Origin of the sequence: Paenibacillus sp. GCM10012306 (genome assembly GCF_042649265.1) — a bacterium.
Classification (GTDB): domain Bacteria; phylum Bacillota; class Bacilli; order Paenibacillales; family Paenibacillaceae; genus Paenibacillus_AQ.
On sequence record NZ_JBHRYW010000002.1, the window covers coordinates 135,107 to 161,336 of the forward strand.

Sequence of the window (26,230 nt, forward strand, 5' to 3'; positions counted from 1 at the left end):
TAGATGTCGAAGGTTGCTGGTCGTCAGGTCAACAAGAACGTCTTTCTCAGGCGGAATACTAGATTCTTAGAGGTGGAGAATGAAGAAATTTGGTTTTATGCTGTTGCTGTTACTTTTTGTACTGATCTTGCCGGAAAATGGACATGCCGCTGCCTCGGGCAGCAAGATTATTCTGGATGGCAAGGAGATTACGGCGGAACAAGGAGCTCCTGTTGAAAATGTGAACAGCACGGTTATGGTCCCGCTAAGAATGATTGCAGAGAATCTTGGCTACAAGGTGGACTGGGAGCAGAAGAGTCAGACGGTAACCATCTCTGATTCATTCAAGACGATTAAGCTCGTGGTCAATCAGAAAACGGCTTCTGTCGACAATAAGACCGTTACCCTGGTCACTGCTCCGTTACTGCGCAGTAATACGACATTAGTCCCGATCCGTTTCATCAGTGAACAGTTTGGTCTGCTGGTTGATTGGGACAATTCGCAGAAGATTGTAACATTGACTACACCAAATGCTCCGGAAGACAATGGTTCTCAGCCGGAGAACCCAAGCAATCCAGGAGATGGGCAGCCTCCTGTGAACCCTGGCTCCAATCTGGCCCAGGTAAATGGTTTGAGCTTTAGTGAGAACCGCTTGACCATTGCTGTTGATGGCAATGTCGAGCCGAAGGTATCTGTGGTAACCGGCCCGGACCGTATTGTTGTGGATCTGCCGAATGCTACCTTCTCGAATGTTTTTGGTACCGGACAAGCTCTTGATTCCAACATGAACGGTAGTCTTGCAGTTACTGATTATCCCGATGTGTCGGGGGTTCGCTATTCGCTCTATAATACGAATCCTTATGTTGTCCGCTTTGTCATTGATTTGACCCGTTCGAAGAATTACAGCGTGAATGTTACCGGTGATACTTCGAAGTTAGTGGTCATTGATCTCAATGCGTCAACTACAACTGATCCTGGCACCCCACCAGTGAACAACGGAAGAAAGCTGGTAGTTCTGGATGCAGGGCATGGCGCCAAGGATTCCGGTGCGGTGGGTGTAACCGGAAAGTATGAGAAGAACTTTAATCTGGCTGTCGTATTGAAGGCTGCTGATCTGTTGAAGAAGGAGAATAAGGTTGACGTAGTGCTCACACGAAGCGACGATACGTTTCTCGAACTGAAAGATCGTGCAGCCCTGGCGAACAATCTAAAAGCGGATCTTTTTATCTCCGTTCATGCTAACAGCGGTGCGTCCTCCTCAGCCAGCGGGAGTGAAACCTATTACCAGCGTGATGCCAGCAAAGCGTTGGCAAGCGTGATGCATAAATACCTTGTACAGGCCACTGGCCTCAGCGACCGAGGTGTACGCTATGGAAATTTCCATGTTATACGGGAAACAAAGATGCCAGCGGTGCTGCTGGAGGTTGGCTACCTGAGCAACAAGAACGATGAAGCCCTTTTGTTCAACGATGCTTTCCAGAGCAAAGTTGCTGCTGGTATTGTCAGCGGAATTAATGAATATCTCGGATTAAAATAACAGCTTAACGGCAGACCAGCGCCGCACAGTATTTCCCGCCTGTTTTTCGGCCCGAAAACTATGCGGTACAGGTCTGCTCGTATTCATCTAAGGGGGTATTAGAAATGATGAACAAGAAATTAGGTTACGCAGGAATTGCTGCTTTGCTTTTACTAGTCATTGCCGGATGCGGTGATAAACCGACGGCTGCTCCAGCTAATGGAAACGATTTGGAGCCTGCTGTTGTGAACGGTGCTGGTGAGAACGGCAGCAATAATAATACTGCCGTAGGCGAAGAACAAGCAGAAGCGAGTACATCGCCTGAAGCAACGGAGAAGCCGGAAAATAATACTGTCAACAGTACGCCTGCTCCGACAGCTCCGACTGCTACAGAAAAACCGGCTGCTGTTGAGAAGAAAAGCCAGAGTATTGACGTCTACTATACCGATCCACAGCTCATGGATCTTGTAGCTGCGAAGGCCACAATCCATTTTGCCGATCCAGTGGAGAAGTATAGCGATGCTTTCAAAGCACTGCAAAGTAGCGATAATCAAGAGCAAATCCCGCTGTGGGGCAAAATTGAGCTGAAATCGCTCAAATTCGAAGATGGACAGATCCTTATGGATATCCATAAACCGCAAGATGCACAACTGGGTGCTGGTGGAGAATCCATGGCGATGACTGCCCTTGCCAAAACCTATTTCCAATTTGACGAAGTGAAGAGCATCGAAATGCTGGTGGACGGCCAAAAGGTTGAAAGTCTGATGGGCCACGTCGATCTGGAACATCCTATGACCAGAGAGAACAGCTTGTAATACGAAGGAGTTCTGCTACTGACTGGCGAAGTACTAGGTACACACAACAATCATGGGTTATTGAGAGGAGAACAACCTATTGTCCAGACAAAAAAGATTGAAACGTCCGATGAAGGCGTATTCTGCCAAAGCGGTTTCGGCCGTTCTGGCGGGGGTTATGGTTCTGGGTGGAACAGGCGCGGCTTTTGCAGATAATACTGCAAGCACTACAGCCAACCCGCCAGCGAATCAGAGCAATGTCTCTGCCCCTAGTGCATTTAGCGATGTAAAAGCAGGCTTTTGGGCCGAAAAGCATATTTATAAATTAGCGGCACAGGGGATTATTGTCGGTAACAACGGCTTGTTCCGTCCCGGCGATCCCGTAACCCAGCAGGAAGCTGTATTGATGGCGCTGCGTTTCATGAAGCAGGCGGGCAATGTAGACCCTAATACACAAACCGTTCTTCCAACAGGTTTTGAGGTATCTAACTACTACAAGTCCTACGTGATATATGCACTTCAGCAAGGTTTGCTTGATAAGACTACTGAACTGACAGCAGATAATGGGAAAACTACGTGGGGTGAGCGTAAAGCTTCCCGGGAGTGGATCGCTGAACTGCTGATCCGTTCGCTCGGCAAGGGTGCGGATGCGGTAGCGGCAGGGAACACGTCGACGGGTTTTGCCGATGATGCCAAGGTGTCCGCAAACAAACGCGGTTACATAAACTTGGCGGTTAGTCTCGGTCTGGCGAACGGGCTGGATGGCAACCGTTTTGATCCACAGGGTGCTGTAACCCGTGCACAGCTGGCGACTTTCTTCAGCCGTGCACAAGCACAGTCAGGGCTTGTATATGACAATACTGTGCAGGGGTATATCAGTGAGCTGAAGAATGATAGACTATCTGTCTACGATAACGGAAATACGTCTGTGCATGGACTGAACGCTAGCACCGCATATTTTACTAGCACTTCCGAGAATCGAATCAATCTGAGCGATCTTCAGCCGTACACAAAGGTAACTGTTATTGGAGCTACTTATAATGCGTCCTATGTGGAGATAACTGATCCGGCACAGCAAATTGAAAGCCTCTCAGGCAATTTTGCCATGGTAGCCCCAGGCAATAAGCTGTGGTTGAAATCGGCAACAGGCTTTACTGAGTACTACTACGATGATACGACAACTTTCGTGGATGCCAGCGGCAATAAAATTGAGCCGTCTTCACTAGTAGCGGATAGTGTCGTAACATTGACGCGGGAAACTTATAGCGGTTCTCACAAAGTAGTAAAGGTGCAGGTCACCTCTGGTGTGATCAATAAGACAACAACAGGAACAATCCAAAGTGTAAATCTTACGGACAAGAGTATTACTTTCAAGAATGCTGCCGGTGTTCCTGAGACTTTCAAGTGGGCAGATGGCAATTCGTTGTTCAGCTCTCAGAATAGCGTTCTGCAGCCTGCTGATTTGAAGCCAGGTTCTGCAGTCAAATATACGATTCAAGAGAATGTAATCCGTACCGTAGAGGTTACTGAAGGTGTTGAGCGCACCGTTCAAGGCATTCTGAACGAGATTACGGGTACTACGGTTGTGTATAAGAAAAAGGATGGAGGACGAGAGGTGAAGCTCTTGGCGGCTAAGCCGACGATTGTTATTCCAGGCCTCACGAATCCTTCCAGCGATGATCTGGTGGCAGATGCTACTGGAGGAGACAATATACAGCTTACACTCGGAAGCGATGATCAGGTCACCAAGATTGAGGTCTTGAGTCGGCAGATCGACCAGTTCAACGGCGCGACCATTGTAGATTATAATTCCAAAACTCAGCTGCTGACGATCAAGGATGTGAGTGGCAAGCCGCATGTCATTCAGTTAGATGAAAAAACCAAGCTAGCGTTTGACGGAATTGCGCCAAATCTAACGACAGTCGGAGCAAGATTGACTGAGGGTCGCAAGATAAACTTGCAGGCGCTGGGTATGCGAGTCCTTTCGCTGGAGCTGCTAACCAAATACGAGGGCACACTGACTGCCGTTAATGCCACGGCTAGAACGATGGTCATAAAGATAAATGCAGGGGAAAGTCTTACTCTTCCATATCCGACTTCGGTGGAGCAGTTCGGCAACAGTAACGCTACGGTTTCCGATGTGCCAATTGGCAGTGGAGTAATAGCAGCGCTGGGTACGAATCAGGATATCATCTCTGTTCTTAAAGTAAAATCAGTTCTGCAGCTCGAAACTTCGATGGTCAATTCGGGAACTAACCGGATTGCGATTAAAGTCAACGGAGGCAGTAGTGAGATCAACACTACTCAGTTGCCTTTGACCAACGAAGCTGGGCAGCCTGCGAAGCTGACCGATATGAAGGCAGGAGATTTTGTGAACGTGTCCTTTGAAGGTTCGACTCCACTTGCCATTCAGACCGTCAAGCTTACTACAGGCCCAGTTAGCGGCGTAGATGCTACTGCAGGCACGCTGACCGTGAAGGATTATACGGGTGCTGTGCAGACCTTCAATACAAGCAGTGGAATTAGAATTACTAGAGACGGCACAACAACGACAACACTTGGAAGCTTGACTACAGCTGACCGGATTGAAGCCCGGAAAGATGCCAATGGTTCCATAATCGTCCGTGTCCTGTCTCAGGCAAGCCGCATCTTCTCGCGCTATGAGAGTGCGACGAACGAGATTATAGTGAAGCGGGAGAATATGAACGATAATTCCAATCGTTTCCGTCTGGCACCAAATGCATATATTCACCAAGGAGACACGACATTATCCGTGCAATCTCTCAAAGAAAATGATAAGATTATAATGTATTTCAATAACGATGTCGCAGTGGAAGTTGTGAAACAATAATTGCGAGTGGTGGATTTCCGTGAGAAACACCGTCTTGACGCAAGGCTGTGCCTGCGTCAAGACGTTTTTTTTGAAATATAGCAAGGTATGGTCGTCCTTATTTATAGTTATGCATGAACTGTTCTTTCATCTGTTGAAATGTATGGAGAACTGCGCTATAATACATACTTTGTTTATATTTCCTTACATCAAATGGGAAGCGCTGGCATGTCCAGCGTAATTTGTGAAGCGGAGGGACGCTATGAAGGTTGCAGAAGTCCGCCACATTCTGGATACGATGGGTGACTTGTTTCCTGATGCGCATTGTGAGCTGAATCATAGCAACGCTTTTGAATTAACGATAGCGGTGCTGCTCTCAGCCCAATGTACGGATGCTACGGTGAATAAAGTAACCGTGGATCTGTTCCAAAAGTATAAGACTCCCCTGGACTACATCTCCGTGCCTATAGAGGAGCTGGAAGGGGATATCCGGCGCATCGGCCTCTACCGCAACAAAGCAAAGCATATACAGAGCCTCTGCTCCATCCTGATTGAGCAATATGGGGGCGAAATTCCCCAGGCTCATGATCAACTGGTTACGCTGCCAGGTGTTGGTCGGAAGACCGCTAACGTGGTGGTGTCAAATGCTTTTGGTGTGCCTGCGATTGCTGTAGATACGCATGTGGAGCGGGTCGCGAAGCGGCTTGCCTTGGCAGGCTGGAAAGATTCTGTGCTGGAAGTGGAGAAGAAGCTGATGAAGGCGGTGCCGAAGGATGAATGGACGCTGACGCACCACCGGCTCATTTTTTTCGGCAGATATCACTGTAAGGCCCAGAACCCGGGATGTCAGGTTTGTCCGCTTCTTGATGTATGCCGTGAGGGAAAGAAACGTATGAAATCGTCTGTGATCAGGAAAGATAAAGATCATATGCGAAAGAGCAAAGAGTTAGAGATGAAGAAGAGGATGGGATAGAGATGAAGTGCATTTCTGTGTACACTGACAATTTTGAAGTGTTTTCGGATATTTTTGACCGCGTAGTGGATAGCCCGCTTGAAGAGAACGAAGAGCAGGAAGTTGAAGGCATCACGATCAGCCATTCCGGCGAAGTGCCTGAACACTACCTGGAGCGTATGTCGCAAAAGCCTGAGGTAGTTGTCATGAGAGACAAATCCCGTGGCCTGACTATTCTCCAACATGGTAAAGTATTCGAAATTCTGCTGCCTGAATTGGAAAGTGCATAACACATTCGGGATGATCTGTGATTCATCCGTAATAATGAAGGAGTCTGCCCCCGGGCAGGCTCTTTTTCGTATGCATAGGTCAGCCATAAACTTCTAGTTGGCCTATTCTTGTAGGTATCTAAGATGGCGGTAGCCGGGAGACAACCTGAAACGTCAGCAGTCCCTCTGATTATATTTATAAAATATTACTTCGAACGGCAAGAGGTTTGACCACCACCTTGGGCCACGCACCGCGCGCCGGGAGGCTCACGCGGTTCGGAATGGAGAAGGATTACTCAAGTTGTTTAAAGCTCAGGGCGGGCCTAGTCTCTTCGTAGGGGATTATAGGTTATTTTGTAATTAGTGTGCATTTGATTTGTGGCAGACCGGTGATAAAATAGAATTATTCTATTCTTGTAAACTATAACGGGTCTTGCAAACTATAACGGGAAAAAATCATGTTATTTCGGCACTTTAGGTGCAGATTTGATATATAACGGGAATTTCTCCCGTTGTTCCAACATATTTGCTGCTATGTGAACCTGTTGATTGTTTTAACTGGAGAAATTCCTGTTATTTGGATGAAAAAAGGAGTTTCCTGAGAATTAGCTGGAGTATTTCCCGTTAATTCACTCAGAACGATGGACGATAAGGCTAGAGTAGAGGTGGAGAGCGGATGGGAACGGAACAAGCCAAAGCAGAGAGAACAGCCGATAGTGAAACCACAGTAGAGCTTTTGCAATTGAAAGAATTGTCTGAACGCTGGGGTGCTGAGGAGACCGGGCAGATTTTTGGTGATTTGCTGGAAAAAGAAAAGGCGAATGAGCTGACAATTGCTTTTTGCGGACATTTTTCTGCCGGGAAATCCAGTATGATCAACAAGCTGTGTGGAAGCACCGTACTTCCTTCCGGTCCGGTACCTACTAGTGCCAATATTGTATCGATCCGTAACGGTTCCCCGCGTGTGCTGATTTATCCTCGAGCGGGAGCAGGCGAGACTGTGGTACCTTGGGAAACGACTCAGGAGCGGTTGCAGGAATACTGCCGTGATGGTGGCGAGTATTCGGCAATTGAGGTCTGGGAGGATGCGGCGCTACTCGGTTCCCATGGAGTCTTGATGGATACGCCGGGCGTGGATTCCACGGATGACGGGCACCAGACAGCGACTCGGTCGGCACTTCATTTGGCGGATGTTGTGTTCTACGTGATGGATTACAACCATGTGCAGTCGGAGAATAATTTGGCCTTTGCCAAAAATCTCAGCGATTGGGGTAAACCGCTTTATCTGATTATCAACCAGATTGACAAGCACCGTGAACGGGAGATTCCTATCGCGGAATATCAAGAGCAACTGGAAAGCGCTTTCCATCATTGGGTAATTAAGCACAGCGGGATCTTGTTTACTTCGTTAAAGGTTAAGGAGCATCCGCTGAACCAATGGGAGGAACTGCTGAAGCTAATTACTAAGTTGTTGTCCTCCAGACAGGAATTGCTGCAATTCAGCTTGTCGCGTTCTATTCACCATACAGGGGAGACTATGCTGGCATCGTACCGCGAAGAGCAGCGTGAAGAGAGAGAGCAGTGGCTACAGCAACTGGATGGTACAAACCGTGAGGCTGTAGAGCGGGAGCTGACTTCCCTAGAGCAGAAGAAGAAGGACTTGGAGGATCTTCCCGAGCACTCTAGACAGCAGTTTCGCTCGGCACTAGAGAATCTACTGGGCAATGCCAATCTCATGCCCGCCGATGTACGAGAGGCGGCAGGGGCGTATGTGGAGAGCATAAGCCCGGGCTTCCGGCGGGGGCTGTTCTTCACCGCTGCCAAGCGGGAAAGGGAGCAGAGCCAGCGGCTGGCCGCCTGGCATACGCTGCTGGCCCGCGAGGTGTCCGCCCAGATCGAGTGGCATACAGGGCCACTGCTTCGGGAATGGGCGGAAGCGCTGGAGCTGTGGACGGAGGAGGCGGACAGTAAGCTGAAGGCAGGCTTCCCGGCGGTGAGCTCGGAGTGGCTGGCGGGCTCGGTGAAGCCGGGAAGTGGTCATACGGGTGAGGCGCTGCTCAATCTCTGCCGCAGTCTTGCGGCAGAGATCAAGAGCCGTTACCGCCGCACCGCGCTGGATCTCGGCGATGAGCTGCTGGCGAAGCTGCCGCCGCTCATGGAGGAGCGGCGCGCAGAGCTTGCGCGCCGCGAAGCAGCCCTCGCGCAGCAGGCTACCGCCGCCGCTGCGCTCGCGGCCCTCGACCGCGCGGCGGAGCTCCGCGCGGCCGAACTCGCGGCGCTGCTGCCGCCGCGCCGCAGCCTCACCCCCGGCACCCTGCCGGAGGTGAGGACTGCCCAGCACGCGCCTGCCGCAGAGGCGGCGCGTGACACCCGGCCGCCTCAGCGCACAGCGGCCGAACCAAGCGCCGCCCCAGGCTGGGCGGCGGGTGCACTGTCGCCGGCCGGTGGACGGCGACGATTGTCCGCCGCCGCAGGTGCGTTGGCGGCGGCAAGCGAGCTGCTGCGCGGCGAGCCGGCCATGGCCTCAGCCGCGCGCAGCCTGGCGGCGCGGGCGAAGGACCTCGCCAGCGGCCGCTTTACATTGGCGCTGTTCGGAGCGTTCAGCGCCGGCAAATCCTCCTTCGCCAACGCTTTGCTGGGCGAAGAGGTGCTGCCCGTGTCTCCTCATCCTGCCACGGCGGCGGTGGGTCGCATTCTGGCGCCGGAAGGGGAATTCCGGCATGCCAGCGCGGTTGTGACCATGAAGTCACAGGCTGATATCTGGGACGATATCACCCATTCCTTCAATGTGCTGGGGCTGGGCGCGCCGCAGCCCGAATCCTGGAGTACGGTGTTGTCCAGTCTGCCCCTGGGGGGCATTCATCCTTCTGCACTGCCGCATGCCGGTTTCCTGCGGGCCGCAGCCTCCGGCTGGAAGGAAGCCGAGCCGCTACTGGGAACCGTGCGGACCATCGGGCTGGAAGAGTACCGGCAGTTGGTTGCGGAGGAGACGCGGGCTTGCTTTGTGCAAGGCATCGATCTGTATTATGCTTGCCCACTGACCGAGAGCGGTATTGTACTGGTAGATACCCCCGGGGCGGACTCCCTGCATGCAAGGCACACCGGGGTCACCTTCGGGTACATGAAAGAAGCAGATGCCATCGTATTTGTCACCTATTACAATCATGCCTTTTCCAAGGCTGATCGGGGGCTGCTGGCACAGCTGGGACGAATCAAGGACAGCTTTGCCCTGGACAAAATGTTCTTTATCATCAATGCCTCTGATTTAGCTTCTGATGAAGAGGAACTAGAGGAGGTTCGGGGTCATGTGGCCCGGAATTTGCGGGAGGGTGGACTGCATGCTCCGCGGATATATGCGCTGTCGAGCTTGCTAGCGCTGGAGGGCAAAACTTCAGGTCAGCGTGAGACTTATGAACAATCCCGTTTCGAGCATTTTGAGCAAGTCCTCTCTCAGTTTGCTGGTGAAGAGCTACCTCAGTTATCACTTGCTGCTGCACAGGAGAGTCTGGCCTCAGTCGTCCATCGTGCGGAGGAATGGCAAGCTTTGGCTTCCCGTGAGGAGAGCCAGCGTGAAGCGGAAGCACTTCTCCTGAAGGAACGAATGGGGCAGGCGGAAGAACGGCTCGTTCTTCTGCAGACCGAAGCCCGTCCGGTTGATAGTCTTCGCCGTGAAGGAGAAGAACTGCTGTACCATGTGCGGCAGCGTATCGGGTTCACCTTCGGCCGTTTCTTCCAGGAATCCTTCCACCCATCACTGCTGCGCGAAGAAGCTGGGAATCTGAAAGAAATCTTCTCGGCTTGTGGAGCGGAGCTGTGGCGAAGTGTGCAACGTGAACTGGAACAAGAGCTATGGGCGACGACCCTTCGGCTTGAAGTCGCCGGGAACAGGTTGGTCCATGAAGCTGTGGCAGCTGCAACCGCTGAACTGCCTTTTATGGAAGGCGAAGCTCAACTTGTGGATGATGAAGAAATCCAATGGAGCCCACCGACAGTAATAGAATTGCAACTTCAGCCAGTGCAATGGACTTCCTTATGGGGGCTGTTCAAGTCTCCGCGTCAATTTTTTGAAGGCGGTGGGCGGGACAAGCTCAAATCCGCAGTGGAGCCACTGTTGAAGGAAGCCGTTGCCGTTGCAGCGGCTGCTCAGGAGCCCCGACTGCTAGAACATTACGCGGCCAATGCTCGGACAGCCCTTAATATTGCAGCGGATCGACTGCGTGAAAGATTATCCGAGCAGGAGGAAGCCATGTCGAATCTGCAGAAAGGGGGTGATTCGGCGGAGAGATGGGGTGAATTGGCCTTGCAATTGCGACGTTTTGGAGAAACTTTCGACAAGAAAGCGTAATGAAAAGTGAAGATTGTAGTAAATTGTCGAAGAACACTTGCAATCTTGCGGATGATGGATGAAAATAAAGAAGTATGTAAAATCCATGGATACTGTTACTTTTACTGAAAGGTACAGAAAGTGACAGATTATTGCTGAAAGAGGTTGAAGTCGACAATGTGGGGAGCTCCTTTTTCAACTCAAAGCCGCAAGCTGCTGCTGCTGGGCAGCGGTGAACTGGGTAAGGAAGTTATCATTGAAGCTCAACGCCTTGGCGTAGAGACCATCGCAGTAGACCGTTATAAGGATGCCCCGGCTATGGGAGTGGCTCATCGCTCTCACGTAATTGACATGCTGGATGCGGATGCCCTTAAGGCGCTGATTCGCATGGAAAAGCCGGACGTCATTGTACCGGAGATTGAAGCCATTGCAACCCACGCCCTTCAGGAGCTGGAGGATGAAGGCTTTGTAGTCGTACCAACAGCGCGAGCAGCCCGGTTGACGATGGATCGTGAAGGCATTCGCCGTCTTGCCGCTGAAGAACTTGGTCTGCCAACCGCAGATTACCGCTTTGCGGATAGTTTGGAAGAGCTGCGGCAGGCTATCGACGAACTTGGCACACCTTGTGTGATCAAGCCAATCATGAGCTCTTCCGGTAAAGGGCAGAGTATCTGCCGGAATCCAGAGGATGCAGAGCAATGCTGGAACATCGCTTTGGAGGGTGCAAGAGCCAAGGGAACCAGAGTCATCGTAGAAGCTTTTGTGACTTTTGAGAGTGAGATTACCTTGCTGACCGTTCGTTCGGTGTCGGGAACTGTATTTTGCCCGCCCATCGGACATATTCAGAAGGACGGCGACTACGTGGAATCATGGCAGCCTCATCAGATGGACGAAGGTCAGCTAGCGGAAGCACAAGCCATTGCCAAAGCAGTAACCGACCAGCTCGGAGGCCGCGGTATCTTTGGAGTGGAGTTGTTCCTGACTTCTAAAGGCGTGTTGTTCAGTGAAGTATCGCCAAGGCCGCATGATACCGGTATGGTAACCATGGCCACACAAGATTTATCTCAATTTGCAGTACATGTCAGAGCCATTCTGGGCTTTCCGCTGGAATGTGTTCAATTACTCACACCCGGAGCATCGGCAACACTTAAGGCCGAGACCACGGGACAAGCTTTTGCAGTAACCGGACTGGATGAGGCGCTCGCGCTTCCCCGCACGCAGGTCCGGGTGTTCGGTAAACCGGAAGCCCGGCCCGGACGGAGAATGGCAGTAGCTTTAAGTGCGGCTGAAGATGTGGAAATTGCACGGACGGTCGCCAGGCAGGCAGCGTCTAAGCTTAAAGTGGAGGTATATGAGAATGGACAGTAGTACCCTAGCACCAGTACTGCAAATTCGCAAATGTGGCATGGAAGATCTGGAGAGTATAACAGCCCTACTGCGGGAACTCGGTTATCCGACAACGGTAAATGTAATGAAAGAGAGAATTGAAGGCATGGAGAACAACCCTCTCCAATGTACACTTGTTGCTGAACTAGATAACGAAGTAGTGGGAATGATCGGCCTCAGGCAGGTAAGCTCCTTTTCCAAACAGCAGGAATCCATCACAGAGATTACTGCGCTCATCGTTTCGGAGGAAATCCGCGGCAACGGACTCGGCAAAAGACTAGTAGCTGCTGGAGAGGAATGGGCGCGTCATAAAGGCTGCTGCAAGCTATTTTTGAGAAGCGGCAACCGTGTGGAGCGTGCGCCAGCACATGCTTTTTACAAGCACATCGGGTTCGAAAAAACAGCAGGATACCGCTTTAACAAAGCGCTGCTATAATATTTCTGCGTTACCGATCATACCCATCCCGGATTTGCGGGATGGTTTTTTTTTATTTTTTTGACAATCCGCGAAATTTCTCCGCTCATAAAAGTGTTAAAGTCTCGAAGTGTAATTAACGACATTTTCGTACCTTAATTCCCCTGTAGCTAAGGGTTATTGGGAGTTAAGTGCAATATTGTACCTTAAATCTTCCAGAATCACCCGGCCAACGTGCTTTTTCGAAAAAATAAGATACAAATATGCCCTTATTCCCCTCATTAGCCTATATTAAGGGGAAATAAGGTGCAAAAATGCTCTTAGTTGGGGACGTGGCCCCTCTTTTCTACTGTTAAGACGACTGGTGAAGGGGAATTTACCGCTTCTAGTGGTTGAAATTTGTTGACATTGTATGTTCCGGTGCTAGCTTGTCTATGGAAAGCTTTCAGGCGAACGCTTTGCCCCTACAGTTCCAAACTTCCCCCGTTCGCTCATCTTCGCCTTTTGTTAATTTCTATTGTTCGGTTTATATAGACTGTCGAGCCCAACATTTTTATAGAAAACTAGGCTACAAAGATGCAGGATGTTTATGACTTGATACACAACCTTTGGAAATACTTCTCACGAAAAAATTAACCTTACCGGAAACTTTAGATCAATAAACCAATGGCAGTCGAGGACTTATTTTCCAGTTCAAGACTGCCGTTGTTTTTTATATTGGAGCCAGTTTAATCCTTTATTTTCTCCGCTCATAAAAGGCGATAACATAACTTAACCATAGATTAGACTGAATGAATCAGATAGAATGTACTTACTGTACACCAGCGTTATAAAATAAACTTGAAACAAATCACAACAGTGTGAGAGTAACTTTATAACAAAACCAACCCAAAGAGGGATGATGCATGTACAAATTGATTCTTGCAGAAGATGAGGAAGATGTAAGAGAAGGGATTATCGGGCAGATCGACTGGGAGAAATACGGATTTGAGGTTGTAGATCAGGCAGAGAACGGCCGGGAAGCGGCTGATGCCATTGACCGGCTGCTGCCGGACGTCGTGGTGACTGATATCCAGATGCCATTTATGAACGGACTGCAGTTAGCCGAGTGGATACGCAGTCGCCATCCGAATACGAAGATCATCATTTTAACCGGGTTCGATGAGTTTGAATATGCACAGCGGGCGATAAAATTGCAAATCGACGAATATATTTTGAAACCGTTTTCATCGCAAGAATTAATAGATGTTCTGTTAAAGGTGAAGAGGACAATAGAGTCGGAGATTGCAGAGAAAGAGAATATATTCGTGCTCAGCGAACATTACCGTAAGAGCCTTCCCGTTCTTCGCGAACAGTTCCTGTCTTCGCTGGTTTCGCGCCGTCTGACTCGTACGGAAATCGACGAGAAGCGTGCAGAATACGACATCCCACTGGAAGGCCGCTTGTTTCAAGCGTCAGTTATCAGTGTGGATTACATCCGGCACGTGGGCGGGGAGAACCGGGAGGAAGGCCAACCGATATCGCTGCGCGACACGGGTGACCGCAATTTGCAGCTCTTCGCCGTCCTGAATATTGCCGAGGAAATATGTGAGAAGCATGATTTCGGCAAAGTCTTTATCCACAGGGATTATGTGGTGCTGCTATCTGTCAGCCCGGAGCAGGAAGAAGCCGAAATTACGGCCAAGACCTTTATGATTCTGGAGGAGATTGGTCAGAACGTACAGCGCTTCCTGAAGCTGACGGTTACTTCGGGCGCTGGTACGGTATGCCAGTCACCGGAACTGTTGTTTAACTCCTTCGGGGATGCCCTGCAGGCACTGGACTACCGTTTGATTTTGGGGAATAACCGGGTGATCTGGATTGAGGATGTAGAGTCGAGATCGACCCAAATGCTGGATTATGATGAGCTGTCTCAGCAGTCACTGATTCGCACGATCAAGCTGGGAACGGTTCAGGAACTGACGACGGTAGTGGACGGTTTGTTTGCCGGGCTGGACATTGCTCAGGTCTCCATGCAGGATTACCAGATTTTTTTACTGGAGATTATGACATCCATTCTCCGAGTTGCCAAAGAAGCCGGCAATGAGACCGCTGAGCTTTTTGGCTCAGGACTCTCATCTTTAATGGATATGAACAAGTTCAACAATGTCGAAGAGACCAAGCAGTGGATCATCAACCTCTGTACCCGGATCATGGATTCCATCGCACTGGAGCGGCAGTCCAGCTACAAACAGCTCATTGTGCAGGCCAAGGAGTATATCCGCGATAATTACGAGGAATCCGACATTTCCATCGGGAAGGTCTGCCAGCATCTGCATATCAGCACAGGGTATTTTAGTAGTATTTTCAAAAAAGAAATGAAGATGACCTTTGTAAATTATCTCCTGCAAATCCGTCTAGAGGCTGCCAAGGAGCTGCTCCGTTCCACGGAACTCAAGGCGTTCGAGATTGCTGAGAAAATCGGCTTTGCCGACCCGAACTATTTCAGCTTCTGCTTCCGCAAGAAATATGGTCTTTCGCCGAAAGAGTACAAGAATAGCGCCAGAGGAGGATAAGGCATGCGGAGGGAGAAAGCACCCTTCTTCCCGCTGCGTCCACAGCGGCCTTTTGGAGGCAAGGTTAAATTACCTGCCAAGCTGCGCAGCATTCAGTTGATTATTACTGTTACATTTACTTTTATCGCTGTGCTTGTCGCCGTCCTTGTTAGCTTTATGCTGTACAACAAGTTTGCCAAGACAGCAGAAGAGAATGCCAATCTCAACATGCAGCAGATCATCGAGCAGGTGAACTACAACCTGGAGTTGTACGCCAAGGGGATGCGCAATATTTATGAAAAAGCAGAGGCGCAGATCTCTCTTACCCCGGATATTGATGCCCCTATGCTCAAGGAGCGAATGTCCACGCTGCTGGAGTCCCGGGAAGATCTGGTTTCTGTCGCTTTGTTTACTCCTCAGGGTGATTTAGTTTTGAATGTACCCGGGTTCGAAATGCGCCACAATACACAGCTTGAGAACCAGAGCTGGTATACTTCGCCTCGTCGAACCTCTGAAATCTCCTTTTCGGCCCCTCACATCCAGAATCTGTTCAAGAGCAAGTATACATGGGTCGTGTCCATGAGCAAGCTTGTTCAATACCGCGAATTCGGCGTACGCAAGACAGGGATTCTTCTGATTGATTTTAACTTCGGCACAATTGATAAACTTAGCAAACAGGTCAAGCTCGGCAAGAGAGGATATGCCTACATTCTGGATTCCTTCGGTAATATTGTGTACCACCCGCAGCAGCAGCTAATCTATGCGGGACTGAAATATGAAAATGTGGAGCCTGTTCTGGAGTATGCTTATCGAAGCTATCTAGATGAATCTACCGGTGAGAAACGATTTATTACTGTGCGTACACTGGCTGAGACGGGATGGAAAATTGTCGGTGTCGCTTATTATGACGAGATCGTGACTACGAAACGGGACTTAAATCAGTTTCTGCCCTGGTTCCTGGCCGTTGTAATTCTGTGTGTGATCATCGTCTCGATTCTGCTGTCCGCCCGGATTTCCAGCCCGATCCGCAAGCTGGAGCGTACGGTCAAGCAAGTGGGAGAAGGTGATCTCAATATCCCTATCAATGTCAGTGGGGCCTATGAAGTGGAGCAGTTATCCAAGCGCTTTAATCTTATGCTTCAGCGCATCCGCCAGTTGATGGATCAGATCATTTACGAGCAAGAAACGAAGCGTAAGGGTGAGCTCGAAGTGCTGCAATCCCAGATCAATCCGCACTTTTTGTACAATACATTGAATTCAGTCATTCGGCTCGCGGAACGCGGGAAGACCGACGAAGTCGTCACGATGATCCACTCTCTCTCGAAGTTTTTTCGCATCAGCCTTAGCAAAGGCAAGAATATCATTACCGTTCAGGAGGAACTGGATCATATTCGCCACTATCTGGTGATTCAGAGCTTCCGTTTCAAGAATAAATTCAAGTATGAGATACATGCCCAGGATGAAGTGTTGCAGTGCCAGACAGTCAAACTTATATTGCAGCCCATTGTAGAGAATGCCCTGTATCACGGGATTGAAATGATGCCGGATGAGGGACTGATCTCCATTCGGGCAGAATTGCAGAACAAGCTGATCGTCATTACTATCAGGGACAATGGTCTTGGGATGTCTAAGGAGACTCTTAGCACAATCCTGACGGGTGCATGCAAGGCTGAGACCGGATCGGGTGTTGGGGTGCGCAATGTGAATGAGCGGATTAAACTTTATTACGGGCGTGAATACGGCATTTCCTTTGAAAGCGTCATTGAAGAAGGGACCACAGTTACCCTTAGTTTTCCTGCGCTGGCGTCTCATGAATTTGCTGAAGAAAAGGAGGGGGAAGCTCAGGTATGACGATAAAACGCTTTTGGCGGATCCTGTTCTGGTGTGCTACGGCAGGGTTCATCCTCAGTTCCTGCATAGGTTCACCTCCTGATTACATCAGCACGACCAAGACCCGGAGTATCCATATGATTGTCAAAATGAGCAGAGGCGATTACTGGAATACCGTGAAACTGGGAGCAGAGGCTGCTGCTCAGGAATTCAATGTCAAACTGACGTTTAAAGCCCCGAATTCGGAGAGTGATATCGACGAACAGATCGCGATGGTGGAAGATGCAATCAACGAGAAAGCGGATGTCATCGTACTCGCGGCCAGCAGTTATATGGGGCTTGCGCAGGTAGTGGATAAGGCAGCGGTCTTTAATAAAATCCCCGTGATTTCGGTGGATGCGGAGGTGGGCTCAGCCAGAGTTTCCACTTATATTGGCTCCAACGGATATGAGGCTGGACAAAAATCGGCCGAGCGCCTGATCAAATTGCTGGATGAACACGGAGAGATCGGCATCATCAACTTTACAAGTTCATCAGAGAATGTCCCGCCGGTGTCGTCTACCGCAATGGATTTTGGTGCGAGGGATGCAGATGAACGGGAAAAGGGTTTTCTGAACTATGCCGCCCGTTATCCCAATATCCATGTTGTCGAGATTGCCTACACCCCCTCTAATATTACCAATGCAAAGGAATTGACCAGGGAAATGCTGAGACAGCATCCTAGATTAAGAGGCTTGGCAACCTTGAATGAAACGGCTTCACAGGGCGCGGCCAAGGCGATTCAACAATTGAGATTGAAGGGGATCAAAATGGTGGCCTTTGACAGCTCTCCATCGATGATGGAGCTGCTTCAGGACGGAACGGTCCAGGCTACGGTAGTGCAGAATCCGTTCAGCAATGGCTATTTGGCTATCAAGCACGCTGTGGAGATTCTCGAAGGTATCAAAGTCCCGGAACGAGTGGACACGGGAACCAAAATCATAGATTTAGACAACATGCTATGGCCGGAGAACCAGAAGCTGTTGTTCCCTTTTGTAAGATAATCAGGCTGACAGCCGGTACGCATGAATGGAGGAGGTATGATCCCCTGTTATGTGTTCACCGGTTTTTTTATGCACAGACAAATGAGCGGCAAATCTTATATTGCTTAACACAGAAAGATGAGGTTCTCCCACCGCCAAAGGATAAACTTAGTGGACGTAATATGAGAATAATGAACCCTTTTGTACATGAGAATTTTTATAAAACAGAGTAGTTTTCTATATTCGCAACCGTTTTCAAATAAAGCATAATGTAGATATTCCCAGAGTGAGCGGGGAAAATGAAAAAGAAATTTATCAGGAGGTCAATAAATAATGAAAAAAATCACTTCCGTATTACTGGCCAGCGCTTTGCTGGGTGCTGCTCTTGCAGGCTGTGGCGTCAATAACAATTCTACTAGCACAACTAGCTCCAGGGGCAACTCTGCACCTACCAATAACACCAAAAGTTCCGGTAACAGCGGAGGAAAAAATACAGAGACGCCTAAAGTCGGCGTAGCCATTTACAAATTCGATGATACATTCATGACGGGTGTCCGCAACGCGATTCAAAAATCGGCTGAAGGTATCGCCACCGTCGATATCGTAGACAGCCAAAACTCCCAGCCTACGCAGAATGACAAGGTTGACCTGTTCATCACCAAAAAATATAACGGCATGCTGATCAACCCGGTTGACCGGACGGCTGCCGGCGTCATTATCGATAAAGCTAAAACTGCTAATATTCCAGTTGTGTTCCTGAACCGTGAACCGCTTCCGGAAGATATGAAGAAATGGGACAAGGTCTACTATGTAGGCGCCAAGGCAGAAGAATCTGGCACGATGTCCGGCCAACTGATTGTTGACTACTGGAAAGCACACCCAGAAGCGGACAAGAACGGTGATGGCGTGCTCCAATACGTAATGCTTAAAGGCGAGCCTGGACACCAAGATGCTGAGCTCCGTACGACTTACTCCATTCAAGCTGTAGAAGATGCTGGTATCAAGGTTGAAAAGCTGGCTGAAGATACTGCGATGTGGGATCGTGTAAAAGGCCAAGAGAAAATGGCTGCATTCCTAGGTTCACATGGAGACAAGATTGAAGCTGTGTTCGCGAACAACGATGACATGGCTCTCGGAGCGATCGAAGCTCTGAAAGCTGCCGGATACTTCACTGGCGACAAGTTCATGCCGGTAGTAGGTGTTGACGCAACTGCTCCTGCGGTTCAAGCACTGCAAGATGGCACGATGCTCGGTACCGTTCTGAACGATGCCAACAACCAGGGTAAAGCTGCGATCACTGTAGCTTCGTTGCTGGCAAAAGGCGAAACACCAACCAAAGACAACGTAGGTTTCGATATTACGGACAACCAGTATGTCTGGATATCCTACAAGAAGATCACCAAAGACAACGTTGCGGATGCCAAGTAATCATTATGTTAGTGACATTCTTAAAAGATAGATATGGGGAGCGGTTATCCGCTCCTTGATATTCCTTACGGGTAGGAAACAGGATGGAACCGCTGTGCCTCTCATGGAAAAGAAAAAAGCGTAGGGGGCGTAACAACATGGCTCAAGCCGAGTTTTTGCTGGAAATGAACAATATTTCTAAAGAGTTCCCCGGCGTCAAGGCGCTGGATGATGTTAGCTTGAAGGTTAGACCGGGGTCGGTTCATGCTCTGATGGGCGAGAATGGTGCCGGTAAATCTACATTAATGAAATGTCTCTTCGGAATCTATGCGCCGGATGCCGGTGAAATTTATCTGGATGGCGACAAGGTCTCCATCACAAGCTCCAATGATGCGCTTAAAAATGGAATCTCCATGATTCACCAGGAATTGCATCCTGTGCCGTTCCGTAGTGTGATGGAGAACATCTGGTTAGGCCGTTTTCCGACCAAAGGCATCGGACCGATTCAATTCATTGACCACAAAAAGATGTTTACGGATACAGAGAATCTTTTTAAAGATCTGGACATTGACCTGAATCCCGAGACTTTGGTGGGTAAATTGTCCGTATCCAAAATCCAATCCATTGAAATCGCGAAGGCCGTCTCTTTTCATTCCCGCGTCATTGTGATGGATGAACCAACTTCGTCCCTGACCAGTGTGGAAGTGGAGCATTTGTTCCGGATCATCCGGGACCTGAAAAAAAGAGGTGTAGCTATTATCTATATATCGCACAAAATGGAGGAGATTCTCGAAATCTCCGATGATGTCACCATCATGCGCGATGGTAAAAAGATCGGTACCTGGCCAGCCTCGGAGATGACTACCGATCTGATTATCTCCAGAATGGTGGGCCGTGATCTGACTAACCGCTTCCCTGAGCGCTTTAATGTGCCGGGTGAAGTGTTTTTGAAAGTGGAGGGTCTTACCTCATCAGAACATCGCTCGTTCAAGGATATTTCCTTCGAATTGCGGCGCGGTGAAATTCTGGGAATCGGCGGTCTTGTGGGGGCGCAGCGTACGGAAGTGATTGAAGCATTGTTTGGTCTTCGTAATATTAAGTCAGGCTCAATTTCGATCCAGGGACAGCAGGTTAAGATCAATTCCCCCAAGGATGCGAAGAAACATGGCCTTGCACTGTTGACGGAGGAACGGCGTGTTACGGGTATTTTCCCGGTATTATCGGTGCATGAGAATGGAGCCATTGCTAATCTTGACCGTTACCAGCAGCCTTATATGCTGCTGAACGGGAAGAAGAAAAAAGCAGAAGTCGACAAAATGATCGAAAAACTCCGCACCAAAACACCGACAACCAAGACCCAAATTATGAACCTGTCCGGAGGGAACCAGCAAAAAGTACTGCTGGCCAGATGGCTGCTCACTGAACCGGAGGTTCTGCTGCTGGATGAGCCGACACGGGGGATCGACGTGGGTGCGAAGTTTGAAATTTATACGATCATCGCGGATTTGGCGAAGCAGGGCAAGAGCATTATTATGATTTCCTCAGAAATGCCAGAGCTGCTCGGCATGTCCGACCGGGTCATGGTCATGTCTGAAGGGAAACTGACAGGGATATTGGAAGGCGAGCAGGCTACGGAGACGGAAGTTATGCGACTCGCCGCGCAGCACTAGAATAGGAATGAGATTAGCTTGCGAAAAGGAAAAAACTTCTCATAACAAGGTTTTTATTGTGGTGTGAATTAAAGTTCTAGTAACGGAGTTTGCTGAAAATGAAACTAAATATTCGCATAACAAGGTTATTATTACGGTTTTAGTTGCGCTACGAGTAACAAGATTTGCTTACGATGGGAGTTACGCTACGCGTAACTTTTGAGGAGGAACAACTAATGAATGTTAAAAAAGCTCAGTCCTTTGTCACCCAGAACGCCATCTACATTGTATTGGTGTTGCTAATTCTGGGAATAGCACTTTATGAACCAAGTTTTATTTCAGTAAATACTTTGCGTGACATTATGATTCAATCTTCCACACGGATTATCATCGCGCTTGGTGTTGCTTTTATTCTGATTACAGCAGGAACGGACTTGTCCGCCGGACGGGTCGTTGGCTTCACGGCGGTGATTTCCGCCTCGATGCTGCAGATTCCTGATTATTCACGTCGATTCTTCCCGGATCTGCCGCAGCTGAACGTACTGTTTCCTATTGCCATCGCTATCATCGCAGGTCTTATCTGTGGACTCATAAACGGTCTGGTCGTCTCCAAGCTCAATGTGCCGCCGTTCATCGCCACATTGGGCACTATGGTTATCGTGTACGGTCTGAACTCTTTGTATTTTGATATGGAACCCAACCAGTCCCAGCCGATTGGCGGTCTGCGTCCTGACTTCACCAAAATTGGTTCCGGCTTCTTCGGCAGTGGCCAATATTCAATACCGTTCATAGTCATCATAGCTCTGGTCGTCGCAGCCATAGTCTGGGTGGTCTTTAATAAAACCAAACTTGGCAAGAACATGTACGCTATCGGCGGCAACATTCAGGCGGCTAAAGTATCCGGTATCGATGTATCCAAGAATCTCATCTACATCTACGCGATCGCCGGTGCCCTCTATGGCTTGGCTGGTGTTCTGGAAGCTGCCCGTACAGGCGGTGCCACGAACAACTATGGCAACATGTATGAGCTTGACGCCATCGCAGCCTGCGTAGTCGGCGGTGTATCCACCACCGGCGGTATCGGTACCGTGCCGGGCGTTCTGGTCGGAGTTATCATCTTCACTCTGATCAACTACGGTTTGACCTTTATCGGCATCAGCCCGTACTACCAGCTGATTATCAAAGGCCTGATTATCATCGCGGCAGTGGCGTTTGATATGCGGAAGTATTCATCGAAAAGATAGTCGGGCTTGAGGATAACGTTGTGACTGCGGGGAATGCTTGGACTTCCGGCCGTTGTTGTCTCCAGATTTCTTCGATTTAACCGCTGGCGCGGTTGAAATCTGGAGACAAAGACGGTCGCTGTCGCTCCTACAGTTCCAAGCTTCCCCTTCGTCACGCCTCGATCCTCTCGCTGAGGGGGCAGGGCAGCAAAAAGCAGAGCCCAAAAAGCGTTTGCTATTTCTCGCAAACGCTTTTTGGTATTTCGCTTGCTTCGCTCCGAAATGAACAGAAATTACATTTTAAAAATTCAATTCACAAATCGTTACGAAATGATGTGACTTTAATCACACTGATAGAGGCTTTTCTTTTCATATACTTGACATATTCCAAGTAAATGAAAGCGAGGAGTGCTTTATGCTTAGCGAGAAAACGATAAAAATCATACAATCCACGGTTCCGGTATTAGAAATACACGGGACGGAAATCACAAAGCGCTTCTATCAATTGTTGTTCAGCAGTCATCCGGAACTATTGAATATTTTTAATCATGCGAATCAGAGCCAAGGTAGACAGCAAACAGCCCTCGCCAACGCAATAATTGCCGCGGCTAAACATATTGATAAACTGGAATCGATTCTCCCGGTAGTGAAACAGATTGCCCACAAGCATCGCAGTCTCGGCGTGCAAGCAGAACATTACCCCATTGTTGGACAGAACCTGCTTACAGCAATTAAAGATGTTCTGGGTGACGGCGCTACAGAGGAGATTCTTCAAGCCTGGGGAGAGGCCTATGGGGTCATAGCGGATGTCTTTATCGGGGTAGAAACCGAAATGTACCAGCAGACACAACAGCAGCAAGGAGGGTGGGCAGACTTCAGAGCCTTCCGAGTGGAGCAAAAAGTGAAAGAGAGTGATGTGATCACCTCCTTTTATTTGGTACCACAGGATGGAGGAGAACTGGCTTCCTTCGAGCCGGGGCAGTACGTTAGTGTGAAAGTGGAAATTCCAGAGGAGATTCATACACATATTCGTCAGTACAGTCTGTCCGATGCTTCAGGGAAACCGTATTACAGAATTTCCGTCAAGCGTGAGGATGAGGGAGCTAGTAAGCCGGCGGGGAAAGTCTCTTTGTTCTTACATGATCAGGTCAAAAAAGGAGATCTATTATGGTTGTCGGCGCCTGCTGGCGAATTTACACTGGATCAGCAGGATACCCGTCCGGTTGTGCTCATTAGTGGAGGTGTAGGACTAACACCACTCGTCAGTATGCTGAGTACTTTGGCTGCTGCGAAGTCAGAGCGTCAAATCACTTTTATCCACGCTGCTTTGAATAGCGATGTGCATGCGCTTAGACAACAGGTTGAGGAGCTTTCCGGACGGCATCCGAACATCCAGACCTATTTTTGTTATGAAAAGCCAACTGTCCAGGATAGAGAACAGAAGGCTTTTGATAAAGAGGGATATATCGACCTGCCTTGGTTGAAGAAGGTAGTTCCCTCCCAAGACGCGAGCTTTTATTTCTGCGGGCCCGTTCCGTTTATGCGAAGTGTACACGGCTTGTTGAAGGCCTTGGACATTTCTGCTGCAGATGTTCATTATGAGTTTTTTGGACCTGCCGGCACCTTGGAAGGGGATGCAGACAGCTCCAGAGCGGATGCTTCTCTACAGCGCTAATTTGTAGAATGAGACTCTGATTTCTGGCTGCGCAGCAGTCGGTTAATCGTCTCACGACGAAGTCCGATGAATTGACCAATCTCGTCTTGAGTCAAAACGTCGGTTAGCGTGGCTGGTGATATATAGTCTTGGAACCAGGCTTGCAACTTCTGAAGTTTTTCAGCGGGAGAGACGGTGGAAAGCTGATCTATTCGCTGCTGCATGATCCGCAATCTATCCTGTAATTGGATAGCGATTTCCCGATAGCGGTCAGGGTTTTGTTCCAAGTGTTGATACCAATCCAATTCTGGCAAAACATCAATTTCACAAGTGACAAGCGCAATGGCTGTACCGTAATATGGATTTGGACTGATCAGCGAGTGATGTGGAATGGTCTCATCCGGCACAATGAGATTGACCAAAATCTGTGATCCATCTTGATGGAGCCGCACAATTTTTAACATGCCGCTCTTTAAGTGATACAGGGGTCCGGAATCACCTTGCCTGAATAAAGTTTCACCTTTATGTAATATCATAATTAACCTCCGTGAAGATAAAGAAGCGAAAATCGGTCTAACTGATTTTCGCTTCTGTTCTTTTTTAATAGTATATCAGGTTTGAAAGCATCGGGTTCGCTCAGTGTGAAAGAGGAGTTAGAACGCTAAGTGTGGGAATAATTCATACCTGACCCTTTCGAATCAGGCATACTTTTGCTTAATCTCGAGGTACGTATGGATGGTAGAGGAATTATGTACGACAACATGCCAGTCGAGCCTGGCCGTCAAGTGCGTGTGGACAATGGATATAAGACAAACAAATGAAATTAATAAAAAGCAAAGATAAGCGAACGGGGAAGTTTGGAATTGTGTAGGCGAAAGGCGCTCGTCTGATAGCAGTTTTCCATAGCAAAATTAGCACCGGAACAGGGACTGTCGACAGATTTCAACCACTAGAAGTAGTATATTCCCTTCATCAGTCGTTTTAACTGTGAAAAAAGGGCAATCCCCAACTAAGAGCATTTTTGCACCTTATTTCTCTTTAATATAGGCAAAAGAGGTAAATAAGGGCGTTATTGTATCTTATTTTTCGATAAAACACGCTGGACAGGGTATTCTGGAAGATTTAAGGTACGATCTGAATTAGACTAAAAAGTAGACACGGTAAATCCAACCCAAGATAATAGAATAAACACTAGAAGAGGTGGTAACCGTGGCGGAACGGAAGCGATACAACAAACAGTTTAAAGAAGAAACCGTAAAGTACATTCAAGAACAACGGAAGTCCATGGACGAAATTGCCCTGGAACTAAACATTCCGAAGGGTACACTCAAAAACTGGATGATGACGTACCGCCAGTTCCCCGATGAACCGTTTGTGGGGAGCGGTAAGCTGCGTACGCAAGAGAAACAAATTTCAGAACTAGAGCAGAAGAATAAGGATCTGGAAGAGGAAATCGCCATCCTAAAAAAAGCGATGCACATCTTCAGCAAAGACCGGAGCTAAAGTTTCAGTTTATTGAGGCACACCGCTCAACCTTCCGGATCGAGAAGATGTGCAGCGTACTCGGTGTATCCCGAAGTGGGTATTACAAATGGCGGACAACGCCTCCCAGTGACCGGAAGAAGCGACGTGAACAGCTGTTAGCGCGTATCGAGTACCACTTTTATGACAATGACGCGATATACGGCAGTCCCAAAATCACTCAAAAACTGCATGAAGAAGGGTTTACTGTGGGCGAAAAAACCGTAGGCCGACTCATGCGAGCCCGTGATCTTCGCTCAGAGGCTATGGGTAAATTCAAAGTCCAGACGACCGATTCGAACCATGACTTCCCTATTGCGCCGAATTGGTTAAACCAACACTTCGATGTGTGCACAAAACCGAACCAGGTATGGGTTACAGATATTACCTACATCCGGACACGCCAAGGCACGGTTTATTTAGCGAGCGTTCTAGATTTATTCACGCGTAAAATTGTCGGTTGGGAGCTCGGAAACCGGATGAAAGTGCAACTGGTTTCTGCCGCTCTAGACAAAGCGTACGAGGCACAGAAGCCCGAAAAAGGGCTCATCCACCATTCTGACCGCGGAAGCCAGTACGCCTCCGAAAAATACCGAAAGAAGCTAAAAAAGTACCACATGATTCGCAGCATGAGCCGCCGTGGGAACTGCTACGATAATGCCTGCATAGAATCGTTTCACAGCATCCTTAAGCGAGAATTGATCTACCGTAGGGCCATTTTCCAGACTCAAAAAGAAGCCGAAAACCATTTGTTCCGATATATCGAGTTCTTTTACAACCGGAAACGAATACACAGTAAACTGGGCTATCTCTCACCCGATCGCTTTGAATCGTTGTATTACAGAAATCTAAAACTTGCAAGTTGACCATTTTACCGTGTCCACTTTATTGACAGAAGTACAATCTTGCACTTAATCTCCACTAT

At 48.8% G+C, this 26,230-nt stretch carries 16 protein-coding genes and 1 pseudogene; 16 read left to right on the forward strand and 1 reads right to left on the reverse strand.

Annotated elements, in window-relative coordinates:
* Positions 1-79: 79 nt before the first annotated feature.
* The 15 genes from ACFORK_RS04320 (at position 80) to hmpA (ending at position 23,805) form a co-directional block, all read left to right on the forward strand.
* Positions 80-1,516, forward strand: a complete 1,437-nt coding sequence (locus ACFORK_RS04320; protein WP_379196041.1) for an N-acetylmuramoyl-L-alanine amidase — start codon at positions 80-82, stop codon at positions 1,514-1,516.
* 104 nt (positions 1,517-1,620) lie between these two features.
* On the forward strand, positions 1,621-2,310 hold the full coding sequence (locus ACFORK_RS04325; protein ID WP_379196043.1) for a GerMN domain-containing protein: 690 nt from the start codon (positions 1,621-1,623) through the stop codon (positions 2,308-2,310).
* A 79-nt stretch (positions 2,311-2,389) separates the two neighbouring features.
* Positions 2,390-5,140: an S-layer homology domain-containing protein gene (locus tag ACFORK_RS04330; RefSeq protein ID WP_379196045.1), complete on the forward strand. Its 2,751-nt coding sequence runs from the start codon at positions 2,390-2,392 to the stop codon at positions 5,138-5,140.
* A 241-nt stretch (positions 5,141-5,381) separates the two neighbouring features.
* Positions 5,382-6,092, forward strand: a complete 711-nt coding sequence (nth, locus tag ACFORK_RS04335) for an endonuclease III (RefSeq protein WP_379196047.1) — start codon at positions 5,382-5,384, stop codon at positions 6,090-6,092.
* 2 nt (positions 6,093-6,094) lie between these two features.
* A complete protein-coding gene (locus tag ACFORK_RS04340; RefSeq protein ID WP_066363024.1) occupies positions 6,095-6,361 on the forward strand; it encodes an NAD/NADP transhydrogenase alpha subunit in 267 nt (88 codons plus the stop codon).
* Positions 6,362-7,016: 655 nt separating this feature from the next.
* Positions 7,017-10,685, forward strand: coding sequence for a dynamin family protein (locus ACFORK_RS04345; protein WP_379196050.1), 3,669 nt, complete (start codon positions 7,017-7,019; stop codon positions 10,683-10,685).
* Between the two features lie 156 nt (positions 10,686-10,841).
* A complete protein-coding gene (purT, locus tag ACFORK_RS04350) occupies positions 10,842-12,032 on the forward strand; it encodes a formate-dependent phosphoribosylglycinamide formyltransferase (protein ID WP_379197088.1) in 1,191 nt (396 codons plus the stop codon).
* Positions 12,022-12,486: a GNAT family N-acetyltransferase gene (locus ACFORK_RS04355; protein ID WP_379196052.1), complete on the forward strand. Its 465-nt coding sequence runs from the start codon at positions 12,022-12,024 to the stop codon at positions 12,484-12,486. The genes purT and ACFORK_RS04355 overlap by 11 nt, the downstream gene beginning before the upstream one ends.
* Before the next feature lie 884 nt (positions 12,487-13,370).
* The gene (locus tag ACFORK_RS04360) at positions 13,371-15,020 is read left to right on the forward strand and encodes a response regulator transcription factor (protein WP_379196054.1); all 1,650 of its coding nucleotides are present in this window, start codon (positions 13,371-13,373) and stop codon (positions 15,018-15,020) included.
* A gap of 3 nt (positions 15,021-15,023) precedes the next feature.
* Complete coding sequence (locus tag ACFORK_RS04365; RefSeq protein WP_379196055.1) at positions 15,024-16,850, forward strand: sensor histidine kinase; 1,827 nt, start codon at positions 15,024-15,026, stop codon at positions 16,848-16,850.
* The gene (locus tag ACFORK_RS04370) at positions 16,847-17,872 is read left to right on the forward strand and encodes a substrate-binding domain-containing protein (protein WP_379196057.1); all 1,026 of its coding nucleotides are present in this window, start codon (positions 16,847-16,849) and stop codon (positions 17,870-17,872) included. The genes ACFORK_RS04365 and ACFORK_RS04370 overlap by 4 nt, the downstream gene beginning before the upstream one ends.
* A gap of 312 nt (positions 17,873-18,184) precedes the next feature.
* The gene (locus ACFORK_RS04375) at positions 18,185-19,279 is read left to right on the forward strand and encodes a galactose ABC transporter substrate-binding protein (protein ID WP_379196059.1); all 1,095 of its coding nucleotides are present in this window, start codon (positions 18,185-18,187) and stop codon (positions 19,277-19,279) included.
* A 137-nt stretch (positions 19,280-19,416) separates the two neighbouring features.
* Positions 19,417-20,928, forward strand: a complete 1,512-nt coding sequence (locus ACFORK_RS04380) for a sugar ABC transporter ATP-binding protein (RefSeq protein ID WP_379196061.1) — start codon at positions 19,417-19,419, stop codon at positions 20,926-20,928.
* 215 nt (positions 20,929-21,143) lie between these two features.
* Positions 21,144-22,151 (forward strand): galactose/methyl galactoside ABC transporter permease MglC, encoded by a 1,008-nt coding sequence (gene mglC / locus ACFORK_RS04385; protein ID WP_379196063.1) that lies wholly within the window; start codon positions 21,144-21,146, stop codon positions 22,149-22,151.
* 394 nt (positions 22,152-22,545) lie between these two features.
* Positions 22,546-23,805, forward strand: coding sequence for an NO-inducible flavohemoprotein (hmpA, locus tag ACFORK_RS04390; RefSeq protein WP_379196065.1), 1,260 nt, complete (start codon positions 22,546-22,548; stop codon positions 23,803-23,805).
* Here the strand turns inward: hmpA and ACFORK_RS04395 are convergent.
* Entirely contained in the window at positions 23,802-24,320 is a 519-nt protein-coding gene (locus tag ACFORK_RS04395; protein WP_379196067.1) for a Crp/Fnr family transcriptional regulator, read from the reverse strand. The two genes, hmpA and ACFORK_RS04395, sit on opposite strands and share 4 nt — an antisense overlap.
* 673 nt (positions 24,321-24,993) lie before the next feature.
* Here ACFORK_RS04395 and ACFORK_RS04405 point away from each other — a divergent pair.
* Positions 24,994-26,171 (forward strand): annotated as a pseudogene (locus ACFORK_RS04405) (IS3 family transposase).
* The last annotated feature ends 59 nt before the right edge of the window (positions 26,172-26,230 follow it).